Raw genomic sequence first — 23011 nt, 5'->3', positions numbered from 1 at the left:
GCGGATTGGCCATCCACGGGTTGGCTGGTTCCCCGGTGTATTGGTCGGGTTGTCCGAACAAGACAACCCGTGGAGGCCGGTTTCATCATGCGCGCTTTGGAGCCTGAGGTGGTGGATGTGATCTGGGCGGCGGTGGAGCCGATGCTGCCGGTGCGGCCGGTTCGTGACCTTGGCAGGGGGCATCGGCCCCGGATATCGGACCGGCTGTGCTTTTGGGGGATCCTGGTGCGGCTGGCCACGGGCTGCTCGTGGCAGTGCGCGGAGGCGCTGCTGGGATGGCAGGTGTCGGACACGACGCTGCGGTCGCGCCGCGACGAGTGGGTCGCTGCGGGCGTGTTCGAGCGGATCGCGGCCGAAGCGATCGCCGCCTATGACCGGATCGTGGGTCTCGACCTCGATGACGTGTGCATCGACGGGTCCACCCACAAAGCTCCCTGCGGTGGGGAAGGGACCGGCAAAAGCCCCGTGGACAGGCGAAAACTCGGCTGGAAGTGGTCGATCGCGATCGACGGGGCGGGGATCGCGGTCGGGTGGGCCGCCGCGGGCGCGAACCGCAACGACATCATGCTGTTCGACCCGACCGTGGCCGAGATCGAACGGCGGGGGCTGCATCACGACACCGAGACCTTGCACCTCGACCGCGGCTACTGGGGCGCCCGCGTCGACCGGTCAGCCGCCGCGGCGGGCATCTGCGATCTGGTGCGGCCCCCCAAACGCAGACCCGGCAACGACGGCCCCGCCGAACCGGTCACAGCGCCGCTGGGGCTGCGCTGGCGCGTCGAGCGCACCAACTCATGGCTGTCCAACTACGGCCAGCTGCGACGAAACACCGACCGCAAACCCGAGCACCGCCTCGCCCAACTCGCCCTCGCCGTCGCCTTGATCATCGCCATCAAACTCATCGACCACCGCAACCGCTGGCAACCCCACAACCGCCCAATCCGCTAACGCTCTTAGCCTGAATCCACCGATTGGTTGTTGGTGAGCGTGGGTTTCGCGGGTCGGTGGCGGGTTGGGGTGGTGCGGTGTTGTTGGGGGTGTGGTTTGGTGTGTTTGGGCGTGTTCGGCTGGGGGTGCGGGTGTGGTTTGGGGTTGTCGGCGCTGGGTTTGTGTGGGGGCGTCAGTTCCGGGCTGTGCCGTTTAGCCGGAGGGTCCGGGCAGAGCCCTGAGAGCGTTGAGCGTGGCTGTGAATTGTGGTGCCCAGGGCCAGCGGGCGGGGTATCGCAGGGTGGGTGTGCCGGATCGGTTGACCGCCACGGCGGCGAGGGCGACGAGTCGGGTGCGGCGCGAGCGGTTCGTGGCCGCCGGCGCGCCGGCGAGCGTGTCGGTCCAGTGGCCGATGTTGTGGGCGAGCGCTGCGCAGGCGAGCGGTGCGCAGTTCGCGCCGTAGTGGCCTGAGGGGACGTGTTCGAGTCCGGTGCCTTCTTTGAGGTCGCGGATGGCGAGCTCGACCACGGCGTGGCCGCGGTGGAACTCGTCCGCGGCGGCGGTGTCGTGTTCGGTGTTGGCGTTGAATGCGTGGTGTCGCCAGTCGGGCCGCAGCCGTTGCTGTGCGCTGTTGGTGAGGCGGGTGCGGCGCACCACGAGACGAACGGTGCGCTTGGCTTTGCCGCGGCCGGTGGCATAGGTCGTCTCGGCGACTTGGGCGTGGCCGCTGTTGGTGTAGTCGATGTCGGCCCAGGCGTCGGTGCTGATCGCTTGGATCGCTGTGCGCACAGAGGATCTGAGGGTGACGGTGATCGACCATTTGATGTCGTGGGCGTCGAGACGGTCGATCAGTTTGCGGGACCAGAATCCCGAGTCGGCGCGCACCGTGGTCGGCCCGGTCGCCCCGGCGCGTCGCAGGCTGGCGACGAGCTCGTCGGCGAAGCGCGCCACGCCTCGCGAGGACCCCGCGGAGCCTTTGCGCATGCGTGCGGCGAGCACTTCGCGGGTGTCGGCGCGTGCGGCGAGCAGCGGGTGATAGCCGAGCACGCTGGTGTAGCCGTACGCGGCGCCTTGTTTTTGTTTGCCGTGGACCTCGCAGATCGTGGAGTCCACATCGACCACCAGCGGCGCCTTGCCGGGGCCTGCGCCCAGCGCCCAGGCGCGAGCAAGCGTGCGCGACAGCACCGCTTCGAGCTGGCGGACGTGACCGAACGTGAACGTCCGCAAGAACGACCCCACCGTGGACGGCGCCATCGGGGCGAACCCCAGCACCCGCGCGGTGCGCCCGGCGCGCAGCATCTCGACATGATCGATGTGAGTGCCGCCAGCGAGCATCGCGGCGACCACCGTGAGAATCTTGGGCCCCGGGTTCGCGGAACCGGTGCGCACCCACCGCTCGATCAGCCCCAACAGACCCAGACGGTCCATCAGCGTTCCCGCCAGGATCAGGCCCGCGTTGGCCACCAGGCCTTCATGGTCAACCGTCGTTGCGAACCGGTCCAGACTGCGCGATGATCCAGACACAAAAAGTGCCTCCTGTTTTTGGGACGAACGTGGCTTTCGACATCACAATCGTCGCAGATCAGGAGGCCTTTTTCGCGGACGCGGCAACCCCCACACACCCACCACACCGGTGGATTCAGGCTTAGGCTGCGCGCATGAGCACGGTCTTCACGAAGATCATCGACGGAGAACTGCCCGGGACGTTCGTGTGGCGAGACGAGCATTGCGTGGCGTTCTTGTCCATCAATCCCCTGCAGCCGGGTCACACCCTCGTCGCGCCGATCGACGAAGTCGACCATTGGCTGGACCTGGCGCCGGATCTCCAAGCTCATCTGTTCGAGGTGGCCGCCCGGATCGGGCAGGCTCAGATGCGGGCGTTCTCCCCTGAGCGCATCGGTCTGGTCATCGCCGGATTCGAGGTCCCCCACTGCCACTTGCACGTGTGCCCGGTGAATTCAATGGCCGACATGAACTTCTCGCGAGCACTCCCGATGGTCTCGCCGGACGAACTCACCGCAGCGGCGAAGGCCATCTTGTCCCATCTCGGCGCGCGCGACTGAGTGCCTGGGCCCACCATTGTTCAGAACAACGCATCGGGCTCGGCGGGTTCGATGAGGCTGGCGTCGCGGTTGCGCACATTGCCCACTTCGCGGCCAACCTGATGGGACCGCAGTACGTCGGGCGCGGCGGGCACCAGCAGCGTCGCCAGGACATCAACGTCATCGTTGTCAGGGTCCAGCCACGCGTCCCACGCTGAGCGCTCCAGCAGCACGGGCATCCGGTGGTGAATCGGCGACATGAACGCATTGGCTGCCGTCGTCATCACCGTCGCGGAGTGCAATGACTCCCCGCTTGCTCCCCCTTTGGGGGTCCAGCGTTCCCACAGCCCCGCCATGGCGAGCATGCCGCCATCCGATCTCGTGATGTAATGCGGCAACGGTCGCGCATCGGCCTTGGCGCCAGCGGCGCCCTTGGGCCATTCGTAGAAGCCGTCGGCAGGGACAATGCAGCGGCGTCGCCGCAAGGCAGCGCGAAATGAGTTCTTCGTCGCAGCCGTCTCCGAGCGGGCATTGAATAGTGGGGGGCCCTTGTTCGGATCGGTCGACCACGACGGCACCAGACCCCAGCGAAATGTCTCGAGCTGGCGCGAGCCCCGAGCGTCACCGACCACCGCGACGATGTCGGTGGTCGGGCTCACGTTGTAGCTGCGCGGCGCGACGAAACCCGGCAATGGCGTGTCGAAGAACGCTGCTACGGCTTCGAGATCTGCAGCAGCCACGAACCGCCCGCACATAACGTCGAGCGTAGGAGCCTGACGGGTCGCCCAGCCTCTCAGACGTACGTCGAGCCCTTCATGGCGCCGCGATCCTGGCGGATCTCGACGTTCACGAGGGCAGGCAGTCCTGAGTCGAAGGCGCGCTGCAACGCAGGGGCGATGTCGTGCGGCGCAGTGACGTGCTCGCCGTGGCCGCCCATCGCTTCGACGACCTTGTCGTAGCGCGTGTAGTTCAGCTCGGTGGCCACCACGCGGTCCTGGCCGTACAGGCTGGCCTGCGGGCGCAGCATCTGGCCCCACGCAGCGTCGTTGCCGACGACACCGACGATGGGAAGGCCAAAGCGCACCGCAGTGTCGTACTCGAAGCCGTTCAGGCCGAACGAGCCGTCGCCGTATACGATCAGCACTCGCTTGTCGGGGAAGGCCTTCTGCGCGGCCAAGGCAAACGGCATTCCCACGCCCAGCGTTCCCAGCGGTCCGGGATCCATCCAGGTGCCTCGACGCGGGACCCGGATCACCTTGGAGGCTTGCGCCACGATGTCCCCGCCGTCGCCGATCACGATCATGTCGTCGGTGACGACCTCAGCGATCTCACGGCACAGCCGCAGTGGATCGATGGGCGTCTCGTCGCTGTCGAGCTCGGCTCGGCGGGCCTCGTCGAGTTCGGCCTCGCGTTGCGCGAGTACCGCGAGCTGCGAGCTGGCGTCGACCGAGACGCCGGTGGACTTGAACACCTCCAGCAGCGCTTCGAAGTTGGCGCCCAGATTGCCCGCCAGACCCACATCGGCCGAGCGATTCTGCCCGATGAGCGTCTCATCCAAGTCGAGTTGCACGATGCGTGCATCCGCTGGGATCGCCCGGCCGAACTTCATGCGGAAATCGAGCGGTGTGCCGGCCAGGATCACCAAGTCGGCAGCCTCAAGCGCTTCCTTGCGCGTCAAGGACAGGAATGACGGGTGATCCCACGGGATCTCCCCGCGGGCCATGCCGTTGACATAACACGGCATCGAGGTGGCATCGAGGAAGGCCGCTAGCGCAGCGCCGCCCTCGCTCCACTTCAGCGCTGTGCCGGCCATCACGACCGGCCGGGCAGCGCCGGCGATCATCTGGGCCGCTTGCTCAACCACGGCGATCGGCGCTGCGGAGGCCACCCGGTAGTCCCGGAACGGCGGCACCGGCACGGCGTCGAGGTCGACAGAGCCGTGCAAGATGTCCATCGGGATCTCGAGGAATGCCGGTCCCGGCACACCGCTCATGGCCGTGCGCACAGCGAGCTCGATGTACTCAGCGATGCGGCGGGTTTCCCCGCATGACCCGGCCCACTTCGAGATCGGCCGCATGAGCGACACGTGGTCCATCTCCTGCAGCGAACCGCGCCCTGCCTGGCGGAATGGTCCCTGTCCGCCGAACACGAGGATCGGGGAGTTCGCCCGCCAGGCGTTCGCGACGCCTGTCACGCCGTCAGTCACGCCCGGTCCGGCCGTGAGGATCGCGACGCCGACCTTTCCCGGATGCAATCGCGCCCACGCATCGGCAGCGTGAACCGCCGCCTGCTCGTGGCGGACGTCGACAACCTCGATGCCCTCGTCAAGGCAGCCGTCATAGATGCCCATGACGTGACCACCCGAGAGCGTGAAGACGCACTCCACGCCAGCGGCGGCGAGTGCTCGGGCAGCCAGCTGCCCACCGTGGCCCTTGGTCTCGGTCACGCCCAGCGCGCCCTTGTTCTTGCCGCTCATCGGACCCCCTATCTCGCCTCGACGTGGTGCCTACTGCCGCTCGCCTACGCGAGCACGATGTTCACCAGCTTGCCCGGAACTGTCACCACGCGCCGGATCTCGGCGCCGTCTGCGAACTGGGCGATGCGACCGTCGGCCAATGCCGCTGCCTCCAGATCCGCTGGCGAAGCATCTGCGTCGACGACGATCCGACTGCGCACCTTGCCATTGACCTGCACCGCCACCTCGATGACGTCCGCCGCCACGAGTGCGGGGTCGGCCTGTGGGAACGTCGCGTACACCACCGAATCGCTGTGCCCCAGCATCGACCACAGCTCTTCGGCGAAGTGCGGCGCCAGCGGCGCCAGCAGACGCACGAGCACATCAGCGACCGGCCGCGGCGTCGGGCCGGACCGGACGGTCAGCTCGTTGTTGAGTTCGGTGATCCGAGCGATGGCGGAATTGAAGCGCAGGTCCGACATCGCATCGGTGACGGCCGCGATCGTGCGGTGCACCTGACGTTCGAGCTCGGCGTCGGCGTGTGTGTCGGTGACCGTGAGGTTGCCGGTGTTCTCGTCGACAAGGTTGCGCCACACACGCTGCAGCAGCCGGTGCGACCCGATGACCGAATGCGGTTCCCAGGGCCGGCCCTGATCCAGCGGTCCCATGAACATCTCATACAGCCGCAGCGTGTCCGCTCCATAGGCGCTGTAGATGTCATCGGGGGTCACCGCGTTGCGCAGCGACTTGCCCATCTTGCCGTAGCGGCGTGTCACCGGTGCGTCGCCGTGCCAGAAGCCGCCATCGCGTTCAGCGACCTCGGAGGCTTCGACGTAGGAGCCCCGCTCGTCCTGATAGGCGGCAGCCTGGATGTAGCCCTGGTTGTAGAGCCGACCGAATGGCTCGGGGCCGCTGACGTGGCCCAGGTCGTACAGCACCTTGTGCCAGAAACGGGCGTACAGCAGGTGCAGCACTGCGTGCTCGACGCCGCCGACGTACAGATCTACGCCGCCCACGCCGCCCGCCGCATCGGTCATCCAGTACCGCTCGACATCGGGGTCGACCAACACGTCGTCATTGGTGGGGTCGAGGTAGCGCAGGTAGTACCAGCACGAACCTGCCCACTGCGGCATCGTGTTCAGCTCACGACGGTAGGTCCGCTCGCCGTCGCCGAGGTCATAGCGAGCCTCGATCCACTCGGCGGCTCGACCCAGCGGAGGCTCCGGGTCGGACGCTTCGTCCAGGGCTCTCGGCGCCCAGTCGCTCAGTTCGGGCAGCTTCACCGGAAGCTCGCTGTCGGGAACCGCCAGGGGAAGACCCGTCTCGTCGTAGACGATGGGAAAGGGCTCACCCCAATATCGCTGCCGACTGAAGAGCCAATCCCGCAGCTTGTAGGTCACCGTGCGCTTCCCGTGGCCGTTGGCCTCGAGCCAATCGTTGATCGCCGCCTTGGCCTCGGCCATTTCCATGCCGTCCAAGAAGCCGCTGTTGATGGCCTGGCCGGGGCCCGTATAGGCCTCGCCGGAATAATCGGCGGGGGGCTGCACCGTGCGCACGACCCGCAAGCCGAACCGCACGGAGAAGTCCCAGTCACGCTGGTCCTCTCCGGGCACTGACATGACTGCGCCGGTGCCGTAGTCGGTCAGGACATAGTCGGCGATGAACACGGGCACCGGCTCGCCCGTGGTCGGCACGCGGCAGTTCGCTCCCAGCCATACGCCGGTCTTGTCGCGATTCTCCTGCCGCTGCAGGTCGGTCATGTTCGATGCTCGCTCGCGGTACGCCCGAAGTGCGTCGCGCGGCGTTGCGGCGCCACTGGTCCATCGCGGATTTGTGCCATGCGGCCACTCATTCGCGACCAGCTCGTCAGCGAGCGGATGCTCCGGCGCGAGCAGCATGGCGGTGGTCCCGTAGATCGTGTCGGGACGCGTCGTGAACACTTCGACGTCCGGGCCGGAATCTGTCGCAAAACGGATGAGCGCGCCTTCGCTGCGCCCGATCCAGTTGCGCTGCATCAGCTTGATGGAATCGGTCCAATCGAGGCGATCGAGATCTGCAAGGAGGCGGTCGGCGTATGCCGTGATGCGCATCATCCACTGCCGCAGCGGCCGGCGGAACACCGGATGGTTGCCGCGCTCAGACCTGGCGTCGCCCGTGACTTCCTCATTTGCCAGGACGGTGCCCAGCGCCGGACACCAGTTCACGGGCGCCTCGCCCAAGTATGCGAGTCGGTGGTGGTCGAGTTCGATCCGCCGCGCCACATCGTCCATCTCGGCCCACGACATGGCGCCGACGGTGGCGGCTTCGCCTTTTTCGAAGCGCTCGATGAGCTCTGCGATCGGACGGGCGCGGTCAGCCTCGGCGTCGTACCACGAGTTGAAGATCTGCAAGAAGATCCACTGGGTCCAGCGGTAATACTCGACGTCGGTGGTCGCGACGGTGCGCCGATCGTCGTGACCGAGACCCAGGCGTGCCAACTGGCGCGACATCGTGGCGATGTTTCGCTCGGTGTTGGTGCGGGGGTGCTCGCCGGTCTGACGAGCGTGCTCCTCGGCCGGCAGCCCGAATGCGTCGTATCCCATCGGGTGCAGCACGACGTAGCCGGTCATGCGCTTGAACCGAGCGAAGACATCGGTGCCGATGTAGCCCAGCGGATGCCCGACATGCAGCCCCGACCCCGACGGATACGGAAACATGTCCATGATGAAGATCTTCGGCCGCCCCGTTTCCTCAGGTGCTGCGCCGTCGCCGAGTTGGCCGTTCGCGAGCGGGCCGCTGGGGTTGGGCGTGTGGTACGTCCCGTCGCGTCGCCAGCGCTCCTGCCAGCGCAGCTCAATGTCCTGGGCCATCGCAGCGTTGTAGCGATAGGGCGGAAACGCGGACCACGAATCAGCAGCCACGTCTGACGTGACGCCAGACTCCGCAGCTGATACGTCGGCGTTCACCCGCGCAAGGATACGACGGCAACGGAAAATCTCGACATGGCGAACAGCTCGGACAGAAGCTGCGCTCGGGGCGCCGCTACCCTGCGAGCCGTGTCGGAGACGGGGACCGAAATCGGCGCAGCGGCGAGTGCGACGGCCTCAGCAGCCGAGCGGTCCGCGGGAGTTGTGAGATTCGACGAGCCCTCCCACCAGGATTGGGAATCGGCCGCCGTCGCCGCGCTTGGGGGTGAGCCGCTGTCGGGGCTCGACTCGACGCTGCTCGACGGCATCGTGACCTCTCCGCTGTACACGCCCAGCGAGCACGGCACCGAGAATGACCCCGCCGGTTTGCCCGGATCGTTCCCGTTCGCACGGGGCGCCGCGGCTACGAGCAACCGCGCGGGTTGGGAGATACGCCAGACCCACGACGTGCGCCGTGCTGAGACTCCCGACGCAGTCGCCGTTGACACCACCGCTGGCGTCAACGCCATCACCGTTGCACGCGGCTGGGATGTCGAACTCCACGCCGCAGCACTGGCCGCCGGAATTGCCGGCGCCGCGGCCGCCGGGGCAACCATCCATCTGGCGGCCGGGACGACACCCGCCCATGCCGAGGCGTTCGCAGCGGTGCTGGACGAAGCGGGTACAGACCTGCGCGCCGCGAGTTCATGGCTCGGCATTGATCCGGCGGCGAGGTTCGTCACCGGCTGGATCGGCCCCTCCGATGCGAGCAACCGCTCAGAGGGCTTCGCGGCCGAAGTATCGGGCGCTGCCGACGCCGCAGTCTCAATGTCGCAACGCTGGCCCGCGACCACGCCGCTCGAATCCGACGGCAGCGTCTTCGCAGATGCGGGCGCAAGCGATGCCGGTGAGCTGGGGGCGGCCCTCGCCGGCGGACTGATGTGGCTGCGCGCCCTGTCCGACGTCGCCGACAGAGGAGATCTGGGCGTCGCTGCGGCATCCGGGCTCGTCGGCTTCACGCTCTCGGGCGGGCCTGATCCGTTCGTGACTGCGGCGAAGTGCCGGGCTCTTCGAGTCTGCTGGACGCGGGTGCTGCAGGCCTGTGGCGTCGATCTCGCCGCGGAAGGCCGTCAGCTGCCGCTCAAGCTGCACGCCGTGACCTCGACTGCGATGCTCGCTCGCCGCGACCCGTGGGTCAACATGCTGCGATCGACAGCCGCGTGCTTCGGCGCCATCATCGGCGGCGCGGATGCCATCACCGTGCAGCCGTTCGACGCCGCGGGCGCGGTGACCCCCGACGGAGGCCCACTGGGGTTGCGCGTCGCCGCGAATACGCAGTTGATGCTCGCCGAGGAGAGCCGAGTCGGCGCCGTGATCGATCCCGGCGGCGGCAGCTGGTATCTCGAGGAGCTCACCGCACAGATGGCGCGCGAGGCGTGGCAGCGGTTTCAGTCGATTGAAGCGGCAGGCGGCATGTGCGATGCCCTCGCGAGCGGCCAGCTGTACTCCGACGTTGCCACAGATCGAGCCCGGCGCGACGAAGCGATCACTGCCGGGCAGCGCGTGCTCGTCGGCGTCAACGAGTTCGTGGCCGACGACGAGCACGTCGCCGAGGCTCCGCCGCAGAACGCGACGTCCCCAAGGTGGGGTCTGCATCGCTGGGCGGCCGCCTACGAGAACAGCTCCCACGAACACAGGTAGCGACGAAGCGCATGGCAACCATCGGGGACTTCACCACAATCGATCTCGTCGAGCCCACGACAGGAACGAGCGGCTCGGCGGACGAGCGGTCGAGGTGGGCGACGCAATTCGAGCGAGAGGCCGGTGCCTCCCCCACCGCGCTTGCGGGCGAGACGCCTGAGGGCATCGCCGTCGCGCCCCTCTACACCGCTGCTGACATCGAGGATCTGTTCGGGGGATCCGACACCGTTCGAGCCGATCCGCTGGGCGGGGGCCGCACCTACCTCGACGGCTATCCGGGCTTCGCGCCGTACCTGCGGGGTCCCTACCCGACGATGTACACCAACCAGCCGTGGACCATCCGTCAGTACGCCGGGTTCTCCACTGCGGAAGACTCCAACGCCTTCTACCGCCGCAATCTCGCGGCCGGCCAGCGTGGCCTGTCGGTTGCCTTCGATCTCGCCACGCACCGCGGCTACGACTCCGACCATCCCCGGGTCGCTTCCGATGTCGGCATGGCTGGCGTCGCAATCGACTCGATCCTCGACATGCGCACACTGTTCGACGGCATCCCGCTCGATCGCATGAGCGTGTCCATGACGATGAACGGCGCCGTGCTGCCGATCCTTGCGCTGTACGTGGTCGCTGCGCAAGAGCAGGGCGTCAAGCCCCAGCAGCTGACCGGGACCATTCAGAACGACGTTCTCAAGGAGTTCATGGTCCGCAACACCTACATCTATCCGCCTCAGCCTTCGATGCGGATCATCGGCGACATCTTCGAGTTCACGTCCGCGGAGATGCCTCGGTACAACTCCATCTCGATTTCCGGCTATCACATGCAAGAGGCCGGAGCCACTGCGGACCTGGAATTGGGCTACACGCTCGCTGACGGCCTCGAATACCTGCGCTGCGGAATCGATGCCGGCATGGGCGTCGACGACTTCGCACCGCGGCTCAGCTTCTTTTGGGGCATCGGGATGGATTTCTTCATGGAGGTCGCCAAGCTGCGGGCCGCCCGGCTGCTGTGGGCCAAGCTGGTCTCGGCATTCGAGCCGCAGAATCCCCGTTCGCTCTCGCTTCGAACCCACTGCCAGACCTCGGGCTGGTCGCTGACTGCTCAAGATCCGTACAACAACGTCGTGCGCACGTGCATCGAGGCCATGGCCGCCGTTGACGGGCACACCCAGAGCCTGCACACCAATGCGTTCGACGAGGCCTTGGCCCTGCCCAGTGACTTCAGCGCCCGCATCGCACGCAATACGCAGTTGTTCCTCCAGCACGAAGCAGGCGCCACCCGAGTCATCGACCCATGGGGCGGCAGCTACTACGTCGAGCGGCTGACGGCTGAGCTGGCCCACCGGGCCAACGAGCACATCGCCGAGGTCGAACAGCTGGGCGGGATGGCACGGGCCATCGAAGCGGGCATGCCCAAGATGCGCATCGAAGAGGCCGCGGCCCGCACGCAAGCCCGCATCGACTCCGGACAGCGGACCGTGGTGGGCGTGAACCGCTATCGCTCCGGCCTCGAGTCCGAGGTGGACATCCTGCGGGTGGACAACGCCCAGGTTCGCGCTGCCCAGCTCGCCAAGCTTGAGCGCTTGCGCGCCGAGCGGGACGGTGATGCAGTGCGGCGCTCGCTCGCCCGTTTGCGCGATGTCGCCGACAGCGGCGTCGGCAACCTGCTCTCAGCATCAATCGATGCAGCACGCTGTCATGCCACCGTGGGAGAGATCAGCGAAGCAATGGAAGACGTCTTCGGACGGCACACTGCGCAAATCCGAACGATCAGTGGGGTCTACGGGAGCGAGATGGAACGTGACGACCTCAGCGACGGCTCGACCGCAGCGTCGGTGTCCGCCGTGCGCGCCAGGGTCGCCGCCTTCGGCGAGCGGACCGGGCGCCGCCCGCGCATCCTCATCGCGAAGATGGGCCAGGACGGCCACGACCGTGGCCAGAAGGTCGTCGCGACCGCGTACGCGGACCTCGGCTTCGACGTCGACATCGGGCCCCTGTTCAGCACGCCGTCCGAGACCGCCCGCCAAGCGGTGGAGAACGACGTCCACGTCGTCGGAGCATCATCGCTGGCGGCAGGCCACTTGACGCTGGTTCCCGAGCTCAGTGCCGCGCTGACCGAGCTCGGCCGGCCCGACATTCTGGTCGTCGTCGGCGGCGTCATACCTCAGCAGGACTTCGAGGCGCTGCGCGCCTCAGGCGCAGCGGCGATCTACCCACCCGGGACCGTCATCGCCGAAGCCGCCAACGAGATGCTCGATCTGCTGGAGAACACCAGCTAGAAGAACAACGCCGCCTAGCGGAACAGTGCCACCCGTCTCAGCGGTGGCGGCTGCCGACGTTGCGGATCTTCTTCTTGGCCCGAGTACCGCGGTACGCCGTGCTGGACGCGGCGCGCATGCCGCGAGGCGCCGCAGCGAGCTGGGTGTCGGCGTCATGAAGTTGAGCGTGGTACCGCCGATGCACCCAGACTTTCTCTGCACCGACGATGATCTGACCCCAAGTCGTGCCTCGCACGGCGAACGGCGCGGTGCGCTCGACACGGCCGAGCAGTTCGACCGGCTTCGCGGGCCGCAGCGCCCTGGTTCGCATGACGACCACATCGGCGTCGGTGATCGCCAGCAATCGGTAACGCGAGATCGTGAGCACCGCTGCGCCGGCGAACGCGACCGTCGACATCAAGGTCACCTGCAACCACGGCAGATCAACGGTGAATACCACGCCGATGAGCGCCGTCACTCCGATCACTAGCAGAGTGAACGGATGCAGCCCGCCTTGTGCGGGCACGATTGCACGCACGTGATCGCCCTGATGCAGGAACTGCTCAACCAGATGCGACCGGTCGCCCCTGCGAATGCGCCTCAGCAATCCCACGCCGACATTCTGCCGGAACAAACCGCCTCGTCGTGTCACGTGTCTCGGATTCAGATATCGATTGGCCGGATGGCGATGGGTACCCTGCGCGCAATGGTCTCGGACACACCCGACGGGCTCGAGGTGCGCCTCGGCGATCTCGCACGCGACGTGCGCTACGGGGACCGTGCCGCCATCGGCCAGGCAATCACGCTCGTGGAGTCGGGGCGCGCCGAGGACTCTTCTGCGGCACAGGCGTTGCTTGCGGCTCTGCTTCCCGCGAGCGGCGGCGCACACCGGGTCGGCATCACAGGGGTGCCAGGCGTCGGCAAGAGCACTCTGATCGAGTCGTTGGGAACGATGCTCACCGAGCGCGGCCACCGTGTTGCAGTGCTGGCAGTCGACCCGACGTCCACTCTCACAGGCGGTTCGATCCTGGGTGACAAGACCCGGATGACGTCGCTCGCGAACGATCCGGCGGCGTTCGTGCGACCGTCACCGACATCGGGCGAGCTGGGCGGGGTGACCCGCGTGACCCGTGAGTCCGTCTTGGTGCTCGAAGCAGCCGGTTTTGACGTCGTCCTCGTCGAGACCGTCGGCGTCGGACAATCCGAGACTGCGGTCGCCGACATGGTGGACTTCTTCGTCGTGTTGATGCTGGCGGGCGCCGGAGACGATCTCCAGGGCATCAAGAAAGGGATCCTCGAGATCGCCGACCTGATCGCTGTCAACAAGGCCGACGGGGACAACGACGAGCGCGCCAACATTGCCGCTCGCGATTACGAGTTGGCATTGCACATGACCCAACCGGCCTCATCGACATGGTCGCCTCCGGTCATCACGTGCTCGGGCCTGGCTGGCGACGGCCTCGAGGACCTGTGGGCACATGTGCTCGAGCACCGTCGGCTGACCACCGCCAGCGGTGAGTTGGCAGTCCGCAGAGCCGGCCAGAGGGTCCGCTGGATGCACGCAATGTTGTCCGAGCGCATGCGTGCCCGCCTCGCTGCCGACGTTCGGGACTTGCTGCCCCGGCTCGAGGCCGATGTGCGAGCGGACCGCGTGACGCCCGTCGCCGCCGTCGACCAGCTGATCGCTGCGGTCGACGAGGCTTAGAACTCTTCGTCGAACGCGACCTCGCCCTCGACGCCGATCTGGTAGCTCGCGACGGTGCGCTCGAAGAAGTTCGTGAGCTCTTGCACGTCCTGCAGTTCCATGAACGAGAACGGGTTCTTCGAACCGAATTGCTTCGGCAAGCCGAGTTGCACGAGGCGCTGGTCTGCGATGAATTCCAGATACAAGCGCGTGTCGGCGGTGGACATGCCGGCCACGCCGCCTGACAGCACATCTTCGGCAAACCTCGTCTCCACATCGACGGCTTCGGTGAGCATCAGCCGGATCTTGTCCGCAAGGTCGGCATCGAACAGCTCGGGCTGTTCGGAGCGAATGGTGCGGACCACCTCGAACGCGAAGTTCATGTGGGCGGACTCGTCGCGGAAGACCCAATTCGTGCCGGCAGCGAGGCCGTTGAGCAGCCCCTTGGATCGCAGGAAGTAGACGTACGCGAACGCGGCGAAGAAGAACAGCCCTTCGATGCATGCTGCAAAGCAGATGAGGTTCAGCAAGAACGCCTTGCGATCATCAGTTGTCGAAAGTCGATCGAGTGACGAGATGCTCTCCATCCAGCGGAAGCAGAAGTCGGCTTTCGCAGCGATGGAGGGGATGTTCTCGATGGCTGCGAACGCCTCGGCACGCTCGTCGTGATCTGGGATGTAGTTGTCGAGCAGTGTCAGGTAGAACTGCACGTGCAGCGCTTCCTCGTACAGCTGACGGCTCAGGTACATCCGTGCTTCGGGACTGTTGACGTGCTGGTACAGATTCAGCACGAGGTTGTTGGCGACAATCGAATCGCCCGTTGCGAAGAAGGCGACAAGCCGGTTGATCAGGTGCCGTTCGGCGGGCAGCAGTTTGTGGTCCAAGTCGACGATGTCGTCGGAGAAGTCGATCTCTTCCACCGTCCAGGTGTTGCGGATCGCATCGCGATACATCTCGAAGAACACCGGGTACCGCATCGGCCGGAGTGTCAACTCGAAACCCGGGTCCAAGATCGTGCCGTGTCGACCCGGCGCCGCCGGCATCTCCGACGGCGTGAGTTGGGGTTCAGAGGAGAATTCCGGTTCTGGCTGAACAAGTGCCATGACAGTCCTTTATGGCGAAGCCTCAGTCGCAGGCTTCGCAGGTCTCTGGGTTCTCCAACGAGCAAGCAACGGCTTCCTGCGCTGCGGCGGCGTCGGGCATGGTGGAGATGACCGCATCACGCTGCGGCGCTGCGGCGGCCGATCCGGCGGGCTGCGACACACTCTCGGTGGTGGTCTGATTGATGCGAGTCGCCGGTCGCGACCGCAGGTAGTAGGTCGTCTTCAGACCCGCCTTCCATGCGTGCATGTACATCGAGGAGAGCTTCCCGATATTCGGGCTCTCCATGAACAGGTTCAGCGATTGGCTCTGATCGATGTAGGCGCCGCGGGCTGCGGCCATGTCGATGAGGGCACGCTGGGGCAATTCCCAAGCGGTGCGGTACATCGAGCGGATTTCGGCGGGGATCTCGGCGATGTCTTGTACCGAGCCCTCTGCCACCTTGATGCGGTTCGCCATGGCGTCATTCCACAGGCCGCGCCCTCGCAGCTCGCGCACCAGATAGCGATTGATCTGCAGGAACTCGCCAGAGAGCGTCTCGCGCTTGAACAGGTTCGACACCTGCGGCTCGATGCACTCGCAGCAACCGGCAATCGCGGCGATCGTTGCGGTAGGAGCGATGGCGACGAGCAGTGAGTTGCGCAACCCGTGCTGGCCGATGCGTTCGCGCAGCTCGGCCCATCGCTGCGGATCGCTGGGCTCGACGCCCCAGAGGTCGAATTGCAGGTTGCCCGATGCGGCGCGCGTGTCGCCGAACGCCGAGTGAGGGCCGTGGGCGCGGGCCAGTTCACAGCTCGACCACAGCGCCCAGTAGTAGATCTCTTCGGCAATACGCGTGGAGATCTCCAGAGCCTCGGGCGAGTCGAATGCCAGATTCAGCTGGAAGAACACGTCCTGCAAGCCCATGACGCCGAGACCGACCGGGCGCCACCGGTCATTGGACCGCGCAGCTTCGGGCGTCGGGTAGTAGTTGATGTCGACGACACGGTCCAAGAACGGCACCGCTGTGCGCACGACTTCGCCCAATCCGGCGAAGTCGACCGCGCCGTCGCGCACGAACTTGGCGAGGTTGACCGATCCCAGATTGCACACGGCGGTCTCGTCGTCGCTGGTGACCTCGAGGATCTCGGTGCACAGGTTCGAGAGGTGGATGACATTGCCAGGGCCGCCGGTCTGGTTGGACTTGGCATTGGATGCGTCCTTCCAGGTCATCCATCCATTGCCCGTCTGCGCCAGTGTCCGCATCATTCGGCTGTAGAGCTGTCGAGCCGAGACCTGCCGCTCGTAGCAACCCTCGGCTTCGGCCTCCTGGTACGCCGTGGTGAACTCGTCGCCGTACAGGTCGGTCAGGTGCGGGACCTCCTTCGGGTCGAACAGCGACCACTGCCAGTCGTTCTCGACGCGGCGCATGAACTCGTCGGGCACCCAGTTCGCCAGATTCAGGTTGTGGGCGCGCCGGGCATGGTCGCCAGTGGACTCCTTCAATTCGAGGAAGTCTTCGATGTCTGCGTGCCACGACTCGAGATAGACGCACGCTGCGCCTTTGCGACGTCCGCCCTGGTTCACCGCTGCGACGGACGAGTCAAGCGTCTTGAGCCACGGCACGATGCCGTTCGACAAACCGTTCGTCCCGCTGATCAGCGAACCCTTGGATCGGACCCGGTGCCAGCCGACGCCGATGCCGCCCGCGAACTTCGACAGCTTGGCAATGTCGGTGTAGCGACCGTAGATGCCCTCGAGCGAGTCCGCAGGGCTGTCGAGCAGGTAGCACGACGACATCTGCGGGTGCGCGGTGCCGGAGTTGAACAGCGTCGGCGACGACGGCAGATACCGCAGGCTGGAGATCAGCTCGTAGAAAGAAATGGCCTCTTCGGCGGAACGCGACAGCCCGCAGGCGACTCGCAAGAGGAAGTACTGCGGCGTCTCGACCACGCTGCGGCGCTGAGGATGGCGCAAGAGGTAGCGGTCGTAGACAGTGCGCAGACCGAAGAACTCAAAGCCTCCGTTGCGGTGCGGCATCACGGCGTCGTTCAGCTTGCGAGCGTTCGCACCGACGAACGCGACGACCTCAGGGTGAATGAGCCCGCACTCGCCGCCGAGGTCGATGGACTGGCTGAACGAGTAGATGTTCTGGTTCTGGACTTCCTTGTCGATGTAGGTGGCGAGCAGACGAGCCGCCAGCTTCGAGTAGTTCGGCTCTTCAGAGATCAATGCTGCTGCGGTGCGGATCGACAGCTCGTCCAGTTCGGTCGTGGTAGCACCGTCGTGAAGGCCCGAAATGGTGCGTGTCGCGACACGCATCGGGTCGACGCCAGCGAGCTCTGTCGCGCAGCGCTCGACAGCGCGCACGATCTTGTTGACATCAACGGCTTGCATCGAGCCATCGCGCTTCTGGACGCGCATACCCGGTATGTCTGCGGCCTGCTGCTGTGTCTCAGTCGCCGACACCTCGGTGACGCTCATGTTCCCTAGCCCCTTCGCAGGCCGTCGCTCGGGTGTGCCGGGCGGACGGCCTTGGCCTCGGTCTCCTCACTTCCCGCAACCTCGGCTCGGTGTCATCCAACGGAGTGTTGCTGCGCTGGATCACATTGCCGTAGTTACAGAGATGTAAGAGACAGTTATAGCGCGCGACTCAAGCAGCGTCGCCCTAATCGCAGATCTCCTAGCTCCAAGGCCGCAAGCGTGGAAATTGTGCTGACGTGATCGCGCGAGCGTCCGCGCCCGATCACCGGATGCCACACTGCTCGTGTGTCACCTGATTCGAACCGGCCGGATCGCATCGTGGTCGTGGGAGCGTCACTTGCGGGCGCCCGGGCCGTGCACAGCATTCGGTCCGCCGGCCATGACGGAATGCTGACGCTCATCGGCGCCGAGCCGCATCTGCCATACGATCGCCCGCCGCTGTCCAAGGATTTCCTGACTGGTGAGCGCGACGCTGACGCGCTGATGCTCGACCCCCCGGGCGCCTACGACGAAATCGGCGCGAAAGTCATGCTGGGGACGACCGCAACGGGCCTCAACCTCGACGCACGCACGGTCGCTGTCGAAACAGATGGCCCCAACAGCGGCGAGCAAGTGCCCTTCGATGCCCTCGTCATTGCTACGGGCGCCTCCGCGCGGCCGCTGCCGGGAACCGAAGGCCTCGATGGCGTGCACACGCTGCGCACCCTGGACGACGCGACCGCGATTCGCGAGGGGCTGACCGCAGGTGCGCGCGTTGCGGTTGTCGGCGGAGGCTTCATCGGATCCGAGGTCGCTGCGTCTGCGAAGGCCCGCGGTTGCGAGGTCACGGTGATCGAGGCGGCGTCAGCCCCGCTCGTACGTGGCTTGGGCGCCGAAATGGGCTCGCTGGTGGGCGCGCTGCATGGCCGCAACAACGTCGAATTGCGTCTCGGCGTCGGCGTCGAGGGAGTGCTCGGCGCCGACCGGGTCGAGGCCGTCACCATGGCCGACGGCACACGGATCGAAGCAGATCTGGTGGTCGTGGGCATCGGCGTCGTCCCGAACACTGCCTGGCTGGCCGGCTCGGGACTGCACATCGACAACGGAGTGGTGTGCGATGCGACACTGTGCGCGGGTCCGCCGGGGATCTACGCGGTGGGCGATGTCGTCCGCGCGCCGAACGCCTGGCTCGGAGGGGGGGCCATCCGTGTCGAGCACTGGACCGCCGCCGTGGAACACGGGATGACCGTGGGGCAAAACGTGGTGGACCCGCAGCGGGCGATTCCGTACGACTCGGTGCCGTTTGTGTGGTCCGATCAGTACGACGCCCGGATCCAGATTGCCGGACACCCCGATGCCGGCGACGACGTCGAGGTACTCGTTGGATCCGCTGCGGACGACTCGTTCCTGGCCGGTTACCGGCGCGATGGTCGTCTGAGCGCAGTGATGTCGGTGAATGCCATCAGGCCGTTTGTTCGCTTCCGGCGGTTGCTCGCGAGCCATCCAAGCTGGGACGATGCACTCGAGCTCGCCGCGACTTTGGCATGAGCCTCGTCAGCGGCCGGTTCGGCTCCGAACGACCGATGCGCCAGCTGGCGCGACGACGATGGCTCAGGTGACTGCCAGATCCACCTCGTCGCGCTCGGCATAGAAGCTCATGAACCCGGCGATCTCGGCAATCGGATCGGGATACGACCACACGATGTCGGGGTGCGTCTTGCCGTTCACCGTCACTGACCAGTAGCTCGCATCGCCCTTCCAAGGGCAATGCGTCGAGGTGTCAGTGGAGCTCAGCAATGACATGTGCACGTCCGGCGCAGGCAGGTAGTGCCGCGGGGGCAGTCGCCCCTCAGTGAGCACGACCGCTGCGGTCGTGTCCGCCACGATCACGCCGTCGACGTGGACCGTCAAGCGTCCTTTAACGGGCTCGACGAGGATCTCCGGTCGACGATGCTCGCGCTTGGCACCGGCTTCATTTGTCGTCGTGCTGCTCATCGGTTCGCCCCCATCGATCGGACCCGCACACATCTTGGCAGGACACGCACGACTGCGACGGCGCCGGCGACGATCCTGTGGCAGTGCGCCACAGCGGCCCCGCTGTGGTCGGGCTGAGAGGATTTGAACCTCCGACCCCTGGTCCCCCAGACCAGTGCGCTAACCAGACTGCGCCACAGCCCGTCTCGGCAGGCACGATACCGCCTCAGTGCTGCAGCGAGTTCTTCGATTTGGCGCTGCGTCGACTTCTGCGTCGCTGCCGGCGGAATGCCCGCTCAGACGATCCATTCGACGAGCCACACCACACCCTCAACGGCCCGCCAGCCCAAATAGACCGTCGCCATCACCACGACGAGCCAGAAATGCCACGGAGCTCCGCCTCGCCTGTCCCGCTGCCGGCGAGCCTCGCTGCGCGCGCCGGGGCCAAGGCGGCGGTCGACGGTCCCGGCCCGCTTTCGAGCCGGTCGACCGGTGTCGCCAGATCGACGTCTCATCGACGCCGAACTCGCAGCTTCAGCGGGGTCTTCGCCAGACCCAGCTCCTCGCGCAGGCGGCGCTCGAGATAGCGCAGGTAGGTGGCCGGCATTTCCCGGTTCGCAAACAGCGTGAAGGTCGGCGGCTGCGTGGCGACCTGGGTCGCGTAGAGCACTCGGGCTCCACCCGGTGCAGGCTGCGCGGACTGGGCACGCTTGATGATGTCGTTCACCTTGCTGGTGGGAGCCCTCGATTCGTACGCCTCCATAGCGGCGTCGATCGCGGGCACCAGCCGATGGACGCCACGACCGGTGAGCGCGCTGATCCGCAGGACAGGCGACTCGCCGACGAAGTGCAACCGGCGCGCCAGGTCTGCGAGCACCATCTCCCGATGCTCGGTGTCGACGGTTTCCCACTTGTTCAGGAGCACGACGATCGGACAGCCTGCAGCGTCGATGCGCTCTGCGAGGCGCTGGTCCTGCGTGGTGACGCCCTCGGTGGCATCGACAACCAGCATCACCACGTCGCAGGCGTCAATGGCTCGCAGCGCCCTGAGATTGGCGTAGTACTCGGTGTCGGTGTCGACGCGGGCCTTGCGCCGCATGCCGGCAGTGTCCACGAAGCGCACCGGGCCTGCGTCGGTCTCGACCAAGGTATCGATGGTGTCGCGTGTCGTGCCCGGACGATCGTGCACCACGGCCCGCTCATCTCCGATGAGCCGGTTGAACAGAGTCGACTTGCCGACGTTCGGCCGCCCGACGATCGCCACTGACGGGATCGACTCGTCCGGGTCGGGAACTGGCGATTCGGGACCCGGCGCGGGCTCCAAGCTCGGTGCCGACTCAGGTTGAACGCCGTCGTCACGAATGCTCATGCCCCCGGCGGTTTCCAGCAGCTCGATGACCCGATCCAGCAAGTCGCCGACGTTGCGGCCGTGCAGCGCCGAGGCCGCCCAGGGCTCGCCGAGCCCGAGACGGCTGAACTCCCAGACGCCGTGATCTCGCGCGCCGCTGTCTGCCTTATTGGCCACCACCAGCGTCGGTCTGCCGCTGCGACGCAGCAGTGAGGCGATGCGAGCGTCGGGCTCGGTGATCCCGACCGTCACGTCCACCACGAGAAGCAGCACATCGGCGTCAGCCATGGCTCGCTCGCTCTGCTCCGACACCTTGTCATCAAGGGTGTCGCCGCTTTGGGACCATCCGCCCGTGTCGATCACGTTGAACGCATGGCCTCGCCAGGCGGCCTCGGCCGCCTTGCGATCCCGGGTCACTCCTGGCTGGGGTGCCACGACGGCCTCGCGGCGGCCTACGAGCCGATTGAACAGCGTCGACTTGCCGACGTTGGGCCGCCCGACAATGCCGACGGTCTGCAAGGCGTTGCCGAGGGGCCCCCCGGCATCGGGCGCGCCCTGGACCGATTCGCGGGCGACCACGCTGTTGTTCATCGAGCCGTTCCCGCGTCGATGGGCTGAGCAGTCGTTGCGTCCAGAAGCCAGCGCAGTGCAGCGCCGTTGGTTGGGATGATCTCAACCGGCTGCGGCAGTTCCGCAGGGGTCGTGCCGTCAAGGAACTTCCCGCCTGACAGGCACACGTCGGCCAGCACGTATCGGGCCGCGTCCGGCTCGTCGGCGAGCACCCGGCCGATATCGGCTCCGGCAAGCAGGCCGGTCACGCCGATGTTTCCGCCGAAGAACCTGTTCTCGATCTCAATGATGCGCACCGGAACTCGATCCGCAGCGCCCGATTGCCACCGAGCGACGAGCGGACGCAGCACCGCAGCGCCGTATGACCCGGTCAGGATTCCCACTGGCTTGGCCCCGCCCCGTTTCGATGGCTGGGATCGCCGCGACGCAGGCGCAAGCTCGACCCGCACGCCGGCTGGGGGCAATTCGCCGCTGCGGTTGGCGCCTTGGCCCGGCACCCGTACCGCCCGGTAGCCCGCTGCGGGCGCTCCGTCCACCCATGAGAAGAATCCGGCTGCCGGCGCTCGTTGCCGGGGAGCGGCAGCGCCGTTGGGGGCCGCATCCGGCGTGGCCGCCCAGAACTCTTGCTCGAAGGCGCGTGCCATGCCGATGCCATCTTCGTGCATCGCAAAATCGCCGTAAGTCTCCGCTGCCGGGAACGGCCGCCCGGCGAGCAGGTAGTACTCGTCGGCCGCGTACACCAAGCGTCGGCCCAGCACCCCGAGGTAGCGCTCCTGCCACTGCTCGCAGAGGTCGATCACCGCGGTCGCCTCAGCTTCGGTGTGGGGCCGCATGGCGGCTTCGCGCTGGTGTGCACTCACCCCCAGCGGCACGACCGCAAGCGTCGAAAGCGTCGGGAAGCGGTCCAGCACACCAATCAGGGTGTCGGCCAGCACCTCGCCATCGTTGACGCCAGGGCAGACGACGATCTGGCCGTGCACCTCGATGCCGCCGTCAAGCAAGGCACCGAGCCACCTCAGGCTGTACGCACCGCGCCGGTTGCGGAGCATCCGCGTGCGCACATCGGGGTCGGTGGCGTGAATCGATACGTACAGCGGCGACAATCGCTCGTCGAGCACGCGTTCGAGATCGAGCTCGGTGAATCGGGTCAGCGTTGTGAAATTCCCGTACAGGAACGACAGCCGGTAGTCGTCGTCCTTGAGGTACAGGCTGCGGCGCAGCCCAGGCGGCAACTGGTAGATGAAACAGAACTCGCAGTGGTTGTCACATGTCTGCACCCGGTCGAAGATGGCAGCGTCAACTTCCGCTCCGAGCGGCGCGCCGGCGTCCTTGCCGACGTCGAGGCGGACCTGGCGCCCCGCTCGCATGACTTCAACGCACGGGTCAGCCTCGTCGAGCATGAGCTGCCACGCGATGACGTCAGTGGGCACAACACCGTCGATCGACACCACTTCGTCGCCGACGGCGAGTCCGGCCATTTCGGCCGCCGAGCCGGGTTCCACCGCGACCACGACCGGCCGAGACATGGGTTCAGGATAGGAAGCGGCGAGGCCGAGCGGATGGGCAGCGAATAGCGGCCGCACATGCGCCGCCGGCCTCGGGGCAGCGGGCGCTCGATAGTGTCAACGCC

The 23011-nt window shown here is 66.5% G+C and carries 17 protein-coding genes and 1 tRNA gene; 6 read left to right on the top strand and 12 right to left on the bottom strand.

The window, feature by feature from the left end; genetic code table 11:
* The first annotated feature begins 69 nt into the window (after positions 1-69).
* The gene (locus ACQY5K_RS18740; protein ID WP_428118554.1) at positions 70-948 is read left to right on the top strand and encodes an IS5 family transposase; all 879 of its coding nucleotides are present in this window, start codon (positions 70-72) and stop codon (positions 946-948) included.
* 192 nt (positions 949-1140) lie between these two features.
* Here the strand turns inward: ACQY5K_RS18740 and ACQY5K_RS18735 are convergent, their stop codons facing one another.
* Complete coding sequence (locus ACQY5K_RS18735; protein WP_428118551.1) at positions 1141-2451, bottom strand: IS1380 family transposase; 1311 nt, start codon at positions 2449-2451, stop codon at positions 1141-1143.
* Between the two features lie 134 nt (positions 2452-2585).
* Here ACQY5K_RS18735 and ACQY5K_RS18730 point away from each other — a divergent pair, with 134 nt between their 5' ends.
* Positions 2586-2990: an HIT family protein gene (locus ACQY5K_RS18730; RefSeq protein WP_428118548.1), complete on the top strand. Its 405-nt coding sequence runs from the start codon at positions 2586-2588 to the stop codon at positions 2988-2990.
* A 20-nt stretch (positions 2991-3010) separates the two neighbouring features.
* Here the strand turns inward: ACQY5K_RS18730 and ACQY5K_RS18725 are convergent, their stop codons facing one another.
* From ACQY5K_RS18725 to leuS, 3 genes are read right to left on the bottom strand one after another with little or no spacing between them, the layout of a single operon-like run.
* Positions 3011-3724, bottom strand: a complete 714-nt coding sequence (locus ACQY5K_RS18725; RefSeq protein ID WP_419920411.1) for an SOS response-associated peptidase — start codon at positions 3722-3724, stop codon at positions 3011-3013.
* A gap of 38 nt (positions 3725-3762) precedes the next feature.
* A complete protein-coding gene (locus ACQY5K_RS18720; protein WP_428118546.1) occupies positions 3763-5445 on the bottom strand; it encodes a thiamine pyrophosphate-binding protein in 1683 nt (560 codons plus the stop codon).
* A gap of 44 nt (positions 5446-5489) precedes the next feature.
* Positions 5490-8273: a leucine--tRNA ligase gene (leuS, locus tag ACQY5K_RS18715; RefSeq protein WP_428122772.1), complete on the bottom strand. Its 2784-nt coding sequence runs from the start codon at positions 8271-8273 to the stop codon at positions 5490-5492.
* A 186-nt stretch (positions 8274-8459) separates the two neighbouring features.
* Between leuS and ACQY5K_RS18710 the strand changes: the two genes are divergently transcribed.
* A complete protein-coding gene (locus ACQY5K_RS18710; RefSeq protein WP_428118543.1) occupies positions 8460-10010 on the top strand; it encodes a methylmalonyl-CoA mutase family protein in 1551 nt (516 codons plus the stop codon).
* An 11-nt stretch (positions 10011-10021) separates the two neighbouring features.
* On the top strand, positions 10022-12283 hold the full coding sequence (scpA, locus tag ACQY5K_RS18705) for a methylmalonyl-CoA mutase (protein WP_428118540.1): 2262 nt from the start codon (positions 10022-10024) through the stop codon (positions 12281-12283).
* Between the two features lie 37 nt (positions 12284-12320).
* Here scpA and ACQY5K_RS18700 read toward each other — a convergent pair whose 3' ends face one another.
* Positions 12321-12875, bottom strand: coding sequence for a hypothetical protein (locus ACQY5K_RS18700; RefSeq protein ID WP_428118538.1), 555 nt, complete (start codon positions 12873-12875; stop codon positions 12321-12323).
* A gap of 93 nt (positions 12876-12968) precedes the next feature.
* Between ACQY5K_RS18700 and meaB the strand changes: the two genes are divergently transcribed.
* Entirely contained in the window at positions 12969-13967 is a 999-nt protein-coding gene (gene meaB, locus ACQY5K_RS18695) for a methylmalonyl Co-A mutase-associated GTPase MeaB (protein WP_428118535.1), read from the top strand.
* Here meaB and ACQY5K_RS18690 read toward each other — a convergent pair.
* Positions 13964-14989: a ribonucleotide-diphosphate reductase subunit beta gene (locus tag ACQY5K_RS18690; protein WP_428122770.1), complete on the bottom strand. Its 1026-nt coding sequence runs from the start codon at positions 14987-14989 to the stop codon at positions 13964-13966. The genes meaB and ACQY5K_RS18690 overlap by 4 nt on opposite strands.
* An 82-nt stretch (positions 14990-15071) precedes the next feature.
* On the bottom strand, positions 15072-17510 hold the full coding sequence (locus ACQY5K_RS18685) for a ribonucleoside-diphosphate reductase subunit alpha (RefSeq protein ID WP_428118532.1): 2439 nt from the start codon (positions 17508-17510) through the stop codon (positions 15072-15074).
* Positions 17511-17795: 285 nt separating this feature from the next.
* Between ACQY5K_RS18685 and ACQY5K_RS18680 the strand changes: the two genes are divergently transcribed.
* The gene (locus ACQY5K_RS18680) at positions 17796-19037 is read left to right on the top strand and encodes an NAD(P)/FAD-dependent oxidoreductase (protein ID WP_428118529.1); all 1242 of its coding nucleotides are present in this window, start codon (positions 17796-17798) and stop codon (positions 19035-19037) included.
* 63 nt (positions 19038-19100) lie between these two features.
* On the opposite strand, the gene ACQY5K_RS18675 is transcribed toward ACQY5K_RS18680, so the two are convergent.
* The 5 genes from ACQY5K_RS18675 to ACQY5K_RS18655 all read right to left on the bottom strand — a co-directional run bounded on the left by ACQY5K_RS18675 (position 19101) and on the right by ACQY5K_RS18655 (position 22907).
* The gene (locus tag ACQY5K_RS18675; protein ID WP_428118526.1) at positions 19101-19484 is read right to left on the bottom strand and encodes a DUF427 domain-containing protein; all 384 of its coding nucleotides are present in this window, start codon (positions 19482-19484) and stop codon (positions 19101-19103) included.
* Positions 19485-19589: 105 nt separating this feature from the next.
* Positions 19590-19667, bottom strand: a tRNA-Pro gene (locus ACQY5K_RS18670).
* A gap of 92 nt (positions 19668-19759) precedes the next feature.
* Entirely contained in the window at positions 19760-19978 is a 219-nt protein-coding gene (locus ACQY5K_RS18665; RefSeq protein ID WP_419920420.1) for a DUF2970 domain-containing protein, read from the bottom strand.
* Entirely contained in the window at positions 19975-21402 is a 1428-nt protein-coding gene (der, locus tag ACQY5K_RS18660) for a ribosome biogenesis GTPase Der (protein ID WP_428118523.1), read from the bottom strand. Before der ends, ACQY5K_RS18665 begins: the two co-directional genes overlap by 4 nt.
* Positions 21399-22907 (bottom strand): DUF512 domain-containing protein, encoded by a 1509-nt coding sequence (locus tag ACQY5K_RS18655; protein ID WP_428118520.1) that lies wholly within the window; start codon positions 22905-22907, stop codon positions 21399-21401. The genes der and ACQY5K_RS18655 overlap by 4 nt, the downstream gene beginning before the upstream one ends.
* Positions 22908-23011 lie beyond the last annotated feature (104 nt).

It is taken from the genome of Candidatus Poriferisodalis sp. (assembly GCF_965262965.1).
Lineage (GTDB): Bacteria > Actinomycetota > Acidimicrobiia > Acidimicrobiales > Poriferisodalaceae > Poriferisodalis.
This window is presented reverse-complemented; position numbering and strand designations above follow the sequence as displayed.